This is a genomic window from Tsukamurella hominis, assembly GCF_965137015.1.
GTDB classification, from domain to species: domain Bacteria; phylum Actinomycetota; class Actinomycetes; order Mycobacteriales; family Mycobacteriaceae; genus Tsukamurella; species Tsukamurella hominis.
This window is the reverse complement of sequence record NZ_CBCRZG010000043.1, coordinates 1-7,106: the sequence shown is the minus strand read 5'-3', so window position 1 is coordinate 7,106 and position 7,106 is coordinate 1. Positions and strand designations below refer to the sequence as shown.

General features: G+C 69.7%; 6 protein-coding genes. 5 read left to right on the top strand and 1 reads right to left on the bottom strand.

What is annotated here, in order from left to right; all coding sequences use genetic code 11:
• On the bottom strand, positions 1–1,584 hold a 1,584-nt coding region (locus ACM9LD_RS24875), incomplete at its 3' end, for a hypothetical protein (protein ID WP_415679192.1).
• A gap of 1,519 nt (positions 1,585–3,103) precedes the next feature.
• On the opposite strand from ACM9LD_RS24875, the gene ACM9LD_RS24870 reads away from it, so the two are divergent.
• The 5 genes from ACM9LD_RS24870 to ACM9LD_RS24850 all read left to right on the top strand — a co-directional run.
• Entirely contained in the window at positions 3,104–3,568 is a 465-nt protein-coding gene (locus ACM9LD_RS24870) for a helix-turn-helix domain-containing protein (protein WP_415679191.1), read from the top strand.
• A gap of 625 nt (positions 3,569–4,193) precedes the next feature.
• Complete coding sequence (locus ACM9LD_RS24865) at positions 4,194–5,252, top strand: DUF4192 domain-containing protein (RefSeq protein ID WP_415679190.1); 1,059 nt, start codon at positions 4,194–4,196, stop codon at positions 5,250–5,252.
• On the top strand, positions 5,249–5,539 hold the full coding sequence (locus tag ACM9LD_RS24860; protein WP_415679189.1) for a hypothetical protein: 291 nt from the start codon (positions 5,249–5,251) through the stop codon (positions 5,537–5,539). The genes ACM9LD_RS24865 and ACM9LD_RS24860 overlap by 4 nt, the downstream gene beginning before the upstream one ends.
• A gap of 279 nt (positions 5,540–5,818) precedes the next feature.
• Positions 5,819–6,244 (top strand): hypothetical protein, encoded by a 426-nt coding sequence (locus ACM9LD_RS24855; protein WP_415679188.1) that lies wholly within the window; start codon positions 5,819–5,821, stop codon positions 6,242–6,244.
• On the top strand, positions 6,244–7,106 hold an 863-nt coding region (locus ACM9LD_RS24850; RefSeq protein ID WP_415679187.1), incomplete at its 3' end, for a DNA-processing protein DprA. The genes ACM9LD_RS24855 and ACM9LD_RS24850, both read left to right, overlap by 1 nt.

Here is a 7,106-nt window from a genome sequence, read left to right as displayed (position 1 = left end):
CGGGTCTTGCGGGCCCGCAGGTGCGGGCGGCGGGCTGGTCTTCCACGAGGTGCGCAGCGCAGCACGGACGTCGGCGCGGCTCGACTGGACGTGCTGAGAGGTGCGGCCGCGGCCGACGGTGCTGGCGTACTGGCCGGCCCATCCGTCGCGCAGTTCGGCGCGGCGCTGCTCCGTCGGTGCCGGGGCGGCGAGGAGCGCGTCGAGCTCGGCCTGCGCTCGTGCCCAGGCGCGCTGGACGGCGCGCTCGTCGGCGGCCTTGCGGCGGATCTCCGAGGGGCTGGGCCCGGTCCAGTCGATGCGCTTCATGCACCACGCGAGATAGCGAAGGCGGTCGGTGGCGTCGACGATGGCCATCGTGGCGCCGCGCCTGGCGGCGGCCTCATCGAGTCGCTGGATGATGTCCTTGGCGGTCCAGCGAGTGGGGTCGATGCCGACGTCCTCGATGAGCTTGCAGACGTGCCCGACGTGCGTTCCGGGCTGGGGAAGTCCTGGCTGTTGAGCGAACTGACCGCGGAGCCCGAAGATCCCGTCGACAGGGTGGATGAGCGCGGCTCCGAGCCGTTGCAGGGCCAGCGACCGCGGAGTGGTCAGGCTGGCCGGTGTGCGAGATCGATCCCCCCGCGCGCGCCCCGCGGGCGCGTTTGGTGATTCATCTCTTACAAGAGATGAAGAGCTTGTATCTCCTAGCGGAGATAGGGTCCCGCCGCAGGTCGGCGCTGCAACGCTGATGTTGGTGGCCGTGGCGCTCACGCTCTGCGGAGTCGCGTCCGGGCGAGGAACCGGGGACGACGTGGTTGGGGCACTGGCCGGGCGGCGGTGCCCGGGGGCCTTCGTCGCGGTGGTGTGCCGGCGCCGGGTGCGCATGGAGTGCCGGCGGGCGGTGATCCCGTTGCCGAATCGTGCAACCATCTCGGGCGGCGAGACGAACGCGATGGTGCGCGCGACGTGCGCCTGGTCGTGGCCGTGGTAGGCCTTGGCGGCTTCCCGCTCGAGCGTGGTCAGGTAGTTGCGGCCCTCGGTGATCAGGAGCGCGAAGCCTGCGGCCTCGAGGAGCTTGTAGGTGCGGCGGACAGCGTTCCTGCATGCGCGGTCGCTGCCGGTTTCGCCCGCCCGGCGCGCGATCGTCACATACGCGGCGGTGCAACCGCGGCCGGTGCTGGTGTCTGCGAATCCAGCCATCGTGAACGCGATCTGCAGGAAACGGTCGAGCGCGATCTTCTCGTTCCGATTCGCGGTGCGCAGTGCCTCGCCCTCTTCGGTGGTGAAGAACGAGCGGACTTGATGGCGCCAGCCGCTATCGGTCGTCCACGTCAAGGGCGGCCACCCGGCGGCGTCGAGCTGCTCGGCCGCGTCCTTCGAGCGCTTGAGGGGACACCGCGACGGCGGCCGCCAGGACGCGCCGCGCTGTGGTGCGTTCATCGCGGCGATGAGCTCGTCGACCTCGGTGTCGTCGGCGGCGGCGAGTTCGACCTCGGTGCCGGTGGTGGGTGTACCTGATTTTGGGTATGCGCTACCGTGGGAAGTGCCCATCAGGCATTTCCTTCCTGGTTGATCTGTGACAGGAAGCGCGCTCTGAAGCTGCAACTTCAGGGCTGGCGAGGCGCTTGTCCTCGCGTTCGGCTCGGTCTCAACTCGGCAAAAGTTGGGCTGAGCTCTGCGCTCCTGCGCTGTACTTTGAGCAGTCCCGGTGGCCGGCGGAACGGGGTCCGTTCGGCGGCGCCGCGGCTACTGGGTCGGTGCCTGGCGCTCACCTCCTCGATGCCGGGGAACAGGACAGCTCGAGGTGCTTGCATCGGTCGCGCCGGCGCGCGGCGGCCGCGGGTGCGATGCAGCGGAGCAGGATGAGATGGCGCGCGGCTGAAGGGCGGCGCGCGTGACGTTGGTGAGTGCGCCGGCGGTCGAGCTGGCGGCACTGTTGTGAGGGCACGCGGAGGTACGTGCTGCGCTGCCGCGGTGCGTACACGCGGCGCGCGTGGAGTTGCGAGTGGGGGCTTGCGTGGTTGCGGAGGCAAGCGCTACTATCGGCATCACCTGGTGTGGTAATCCCTTCCGGTTTCCGGGAGAACTGCTCGAAGCGCCAACTTCGTGCAATACGCCATCCGAGCGCCAACTCGGATCTTCGCCAACTCTGTCTGACAAGCCACCCCCTCTGGGGGCTTCGGCGTCGTGGTTCTCCGCTATTGAGATGTCCGTGTTGAGGTATCTCGCTTCTACGTGGGTCCTCGATCACACTCCTGCTGGTAGCCGGTTTCGTTCCGGGCGGGCGTCCGCACGGAAAGCACAGGGCCATCCCATCCGATCACGGTGCGATGGACGGGCTGTGTAGGCGCGCCGAGGCCTAGAGCGGCGCGCGCTGCTGCGACGTTGGAGATCATGACGCGGCCGCTGAAGGGCTCACTGGTCATATACGTGCCTCGGACGGATTTCCCGTCACGCGCCTCGAGGGCGGCGGTGGAGGTCGACGTGGTGCAGGCGCGCGAGTACGCGGCCGGCCTGCTGGTGGCGCCGAGGGTCATTGACACTGTTTTGCGCAAACGTGTACCGTCAGAGCCGACTTGCACGTCAACTCCTTTCTGGAGAGTGAGAGCTCACGTAGCTTTCGCGCGGAGGCCTCCCTATTGCCCAGGGGGGCCTTTCGTCATTTCCGCGGTCTAGGGGCGGTGTGAGCTCCGGTATGAGGTTGTTCGTGATCGCGGCACCTAGTTGTGCGATCTGCGCATCTGCGCGTCGGGGTGACGGCGGGTGACCCTCCCTTGAAGCTCGCCGGCGGAACAACTGGCACTCTCATCAGTGAGAGCCTGGTATGGAACCCTGCCACCTTGGGCCGGATTGCGCAAGCATGTCGACCCCCGCCGGTCCTTATCCCAGCGCACGTGTTACGCGTGTGACTGATGAGGTTTCGCGGCGATCGCCCCGCGCGACGAGCTGTCACAAAGGCCGGCGCCGACAACGCCAGTGACGTGCGGGCGAGCACGGGCCTGCCTGCCGGCGGACCCCGCGGTTCGTCGTAGACGACGCCAACCTCGGTCGGCTAAGCTGCAACCGAACCCGCAACCGCGTCACCAGCGGACACACGGGCCTTGACCATCGGAGAGGGCAGGACATGTCGGACGTCATCTCGGATTTCTTCGACCGCGACGCCCTCATCAGCCTGTACAAGGCCCAGGGCTGGACCTCCGCCGAGTTCGCGCGGCAGGCCGGCCTGAACAAGAACATGATCTCCCGCTACGAGCGCGGCCTGAGCACGCCGCGGCCGGCGTACATCGTGCGCCTGGCCGAGACTCTCGGTGTCGAGCCGGCCACGCTCTACCGGGTCGAGGAATACGACAAGGATCTGAGCTACTTCCGGATCATCAACGGGTACTCGATCGCCGCCCTGTCGGTGAAACTCGGTATGAAGAGCAACAACTCGGTCGTATCGATGGAGATGGGCAACACCGAGCTATCCCCGCAGATGCGCCGCTCCCTGAGCGAGATCTTCGGCATCAGCGAAGCGAAGGTGCGTCAGGCGTGGCAGCGCTCCCGCGAGTACACCCTGAACCGGGACCTCCGCCGCAAGGCATCCTGACCGGACCGGTCGGGCGATCGCCCGCCGGCGATCGATTCCTGTTGCCTCTCGCCAGCGGCTACCGCGTAGGCCCTACGCCGAGGCTCTGGCCAACCGCGCCGCACCTCTCCTAGCGGACGGCCAGGCTCCCGCGCGCGTTCAGGTATGCGCAACGAGCGCCCTGAGGCGCCCGCTGAGGCCTCTGCATGCCTCGCGATACATCCCTGCGCCCCCTCGACGAGGGGGCGGCACACCCAGAGCGGCCTCGGCCAGGCCCTCGACGAGGCGGGCGGTCGCTGCCGCGGGGCGGCGCCCCCGTCCTCGAGGCCCCTTGCGCGGCCGGCGCAAAGGGCGCCGGTCTCCCGCATGGCCCGCGCCTTCGTTCCCCCCAAGTTGGCTTTGCTTGCCGCGATTCTTCCTTCCACCCTCCCAACCCGCCGTGGGTGGGGAGGGTGGAAATACCGTTCCCGGCACGGCGAAGAAATAGCGTGTGACCTGCGGGTTCTTGTTCAATCTGTCGGTGTCCTGCGGTAGTGTTGTTGGTATCGGAAGGGGGAGTGATCGCCTTCCGGTGCGGGTGTCGCTTCTGTGGTGCGCAGTCAGGCGCGTCGGGCGACATCCGCGATCCTTCGAAAGGGGATTCATCATGTCGGCTTTGAAGATTCGCTCGTTCGGCGAGCTGCTCGCGGCTGCGCCGATCCTGCTCGGGTTCGTGCCGCGCCGGTCGCTGGTGCTGATCGACCTGACGCCGAACGGCGTGCTCGGCGCGACGGCGCGGACGGACTTGGAACTGCGTCCTTCGGGGCAGGTGTCGCGGGCCTCGGTGGAGGGCGCGCAGGAGAGCGTGCGGATGCTCGCGCACGCGTGCGAGGACTTCTATTTCAGCGACCTGGTCGCTGTGGTGGTTCACGACAGCGTGAGCGATCGGGACGAAGTGGCGCGGCAGGTGCGGGGGATGCTCGACGGGCACAACGTCAGGTCGGTCCTGGTGGTCACGGAACTGCGGGCGGATGCCTCGTGGTGGTGCGACTGCTGCGCGAGGACCGGCACGGTCGCCGACTACCGGTCGGTCCCCGCGCTGACGCAGCTCGCCGCGCACGAGGGCGTGCCGGTGGAGTCGCGTGAAGCGATGGTGGCGATGCTGGCCCCGTGCACGGCCGTGGTGGCGACCGCGCGCGTGGAGGCGGCGCGGGCCGCGCAGGGGACCGACGGAGCGGCGGACGCGGCGCGCGACCTCATCGGCGCGGCCCAGGCGGCGGACGGTATCGGAGCGCTCACCGACGAACGGGTCGCCCAGCTCGCTGCGGCCGTGCTCGATCCGTTCGCCCGGGATGTGTTCGTGGGCATGGCGTTCACGCCGTCGGCCGACCAGGCGCGCGAGCTGGTGCGGCAGATCGCCACGCGGGTGCGCGGCGCGGCGCGAGCGGAAGCGCTCACCGCCTACGCGGCATTCGCGTACGTGGCGGGGGACGGCCCCATGGTGGGGATCGCGCTCGATGCCGCCTTCAAGGGCCGCCGCCCGGTGGTGCTGGCGCGGCTGCTCGCCGCGGCGTTCTCCGCGGGCGCGCACCCGGACGAGGTGGGGCGGCTGCTGGCGCAGGCGAGCATCGCCCACGCCGAGCACCTGGGCGTGAAGCTGCCGGGGATCGATCCCGCGATGGACCCGCGCGACGACGCCCAGGTGGTCGCCGAGGGACTGGCGTGAGCGCGCCCGTGGAGGTGGTCGCGGTCCGCGATCCTGAGGGTGGCACCGACGTGACCGTATTCGTCGGCGGCAAACGAGTCGACGACGCGACCGTCTACACGGTCGATGCGGGACGCGGTTGGGACGCCGACGACTGGATGCACATGTGCGCCAGCCACATCGAGTCGGCATCGTCCCAGGAGGTGCGGGCGTGCCTGCTCGCCGCACTGACCGACCCGCCGGGGCGCGACCACATCGACGGGTACGCCGACACCGCGGCGGATAGGTGGGCGGAGCTGGCCGACTAGCGGCCCAGCAAACAGGGGCGGGCGGAGCGTTCTTCACGGACGCACCGCCCGCCCCTCTGTGTCCGCTGACCAACTTCTCTCCACCCTCCCAACCCGCCGTGGGTGGGGAGGGTGGACGATAAGCCCCGTTACCGGTGTTGGCCTGCATGTTTCGGCGTCGATGGGGTATGCTGTGAGGACAGGTTAGGCCGCTTTTGTGGGACGCGTTGGGCGTCTCGGGCGGCTCCTGTTGAAGCCTGAAAGGGGCTGGTCAACTTGACCACTGCCATGGATCAGACCGTGACGGACGCTGAGGTTTCGTCCCAGGTGGCGGGCCTGGAAGCGCGGGTGCGTGAGCTCGAGGCGGAAGCGCTGACGCTGCGGTCGCAGAACGAGGGCCTGAAGGCGGCGGACGCGCAGCGTTCCCGGTGGATCGCGCAGCTGAACGAGGACGCGTGTGATTGGGCCGACGCGCACGGCCTGTGCTCGGTCTTCGAGGAGTTCTGCGACCTGCACGACCTGGAGGGCCGCCGCCGCGATTACGACGTGGAGATCGAGGTGACGCTGAGTCTGACGATGACGCTCTCGGATCTGCGGCGCGGTATGTCGGATAGCGACCTGGAAGACCTGGTGCGCAACCAGTTCACGGACGAGCAGCTGATCGACGAGCTGTACGAGCGGCGCGCGCAGGTGTCGGTGGACCGCCTGGACGTGGAGGAGGCGTGATGCGCGCGCAGGCGGTGGCCGAGCAGGGCGAGTGCTCGGTGGAGCGGGTGGCGTACGCGTACCTGAGTCGCGCCGCGTCGGCGGTGCCCGGTGGCGGCGGCCTGGTCTGGTCGCTGATCGCGGCGCATGGGCCGGTGGACGCCGCCGCCATGCTGCGGCGCGGAACGCTCGCGTCGGGCGCCGAGTCCCCGGACGCGCTGCGGGCTCTGGCGGTCGCTGCCGAGCGGGCCGGCGACCACGCGACGGCGGATCTGGCGTTCATCGCGCGGCTGGGTGGCCGCCTGGTGACGCCGGACGATGCGGAGTGGCCCGCATCGCTGGAACGGCTCGCGCAGCGCCCCCAGAGGCCCGTAGGCGCGCTGGACGAGTTGTGGCGGGAATCCCGGCCCGTCGCGCTCTGGGTGCTCGGAGACGAGCCCCTGAACGGCCTTCTGCAGCGCTCGGTGGCCTGCTCGGGTACCCGCGCCCCCAGTAGCTACGGGGAGGTCATCGCCGACCAGCTGGGCGGCGAACTGGCTGCCCGCCGGTACACCGTGGTGACCGGCGGCGGCTACGGCATCGACGGTGCCGCCATGCGCGGCGCGCTGGGCCGGATCTCCGAGCACGAGCCGCACGTGACCGGCGCGTCGGTGTCGGTGGTCCCGTGCGGCCTGGACCGCCCGTATCCGGCGGGACACGCGGGTTTGTTCCGTCGTGCTCGGGCCGAGCGTGGGGTGGTGGTGTCGGAGTATCCGCCGGGGGTGGTGCCGTCTCGTTTCCGGTCTATGGATGCTCGCCGCTTGGTGGGGACGCTCGCCGGTGCGCTGGTGGTGGTGGAGGCCGGGGCCCGCTCGGGTGTGCTGGAGGTGGCGCGGTGGGCGGG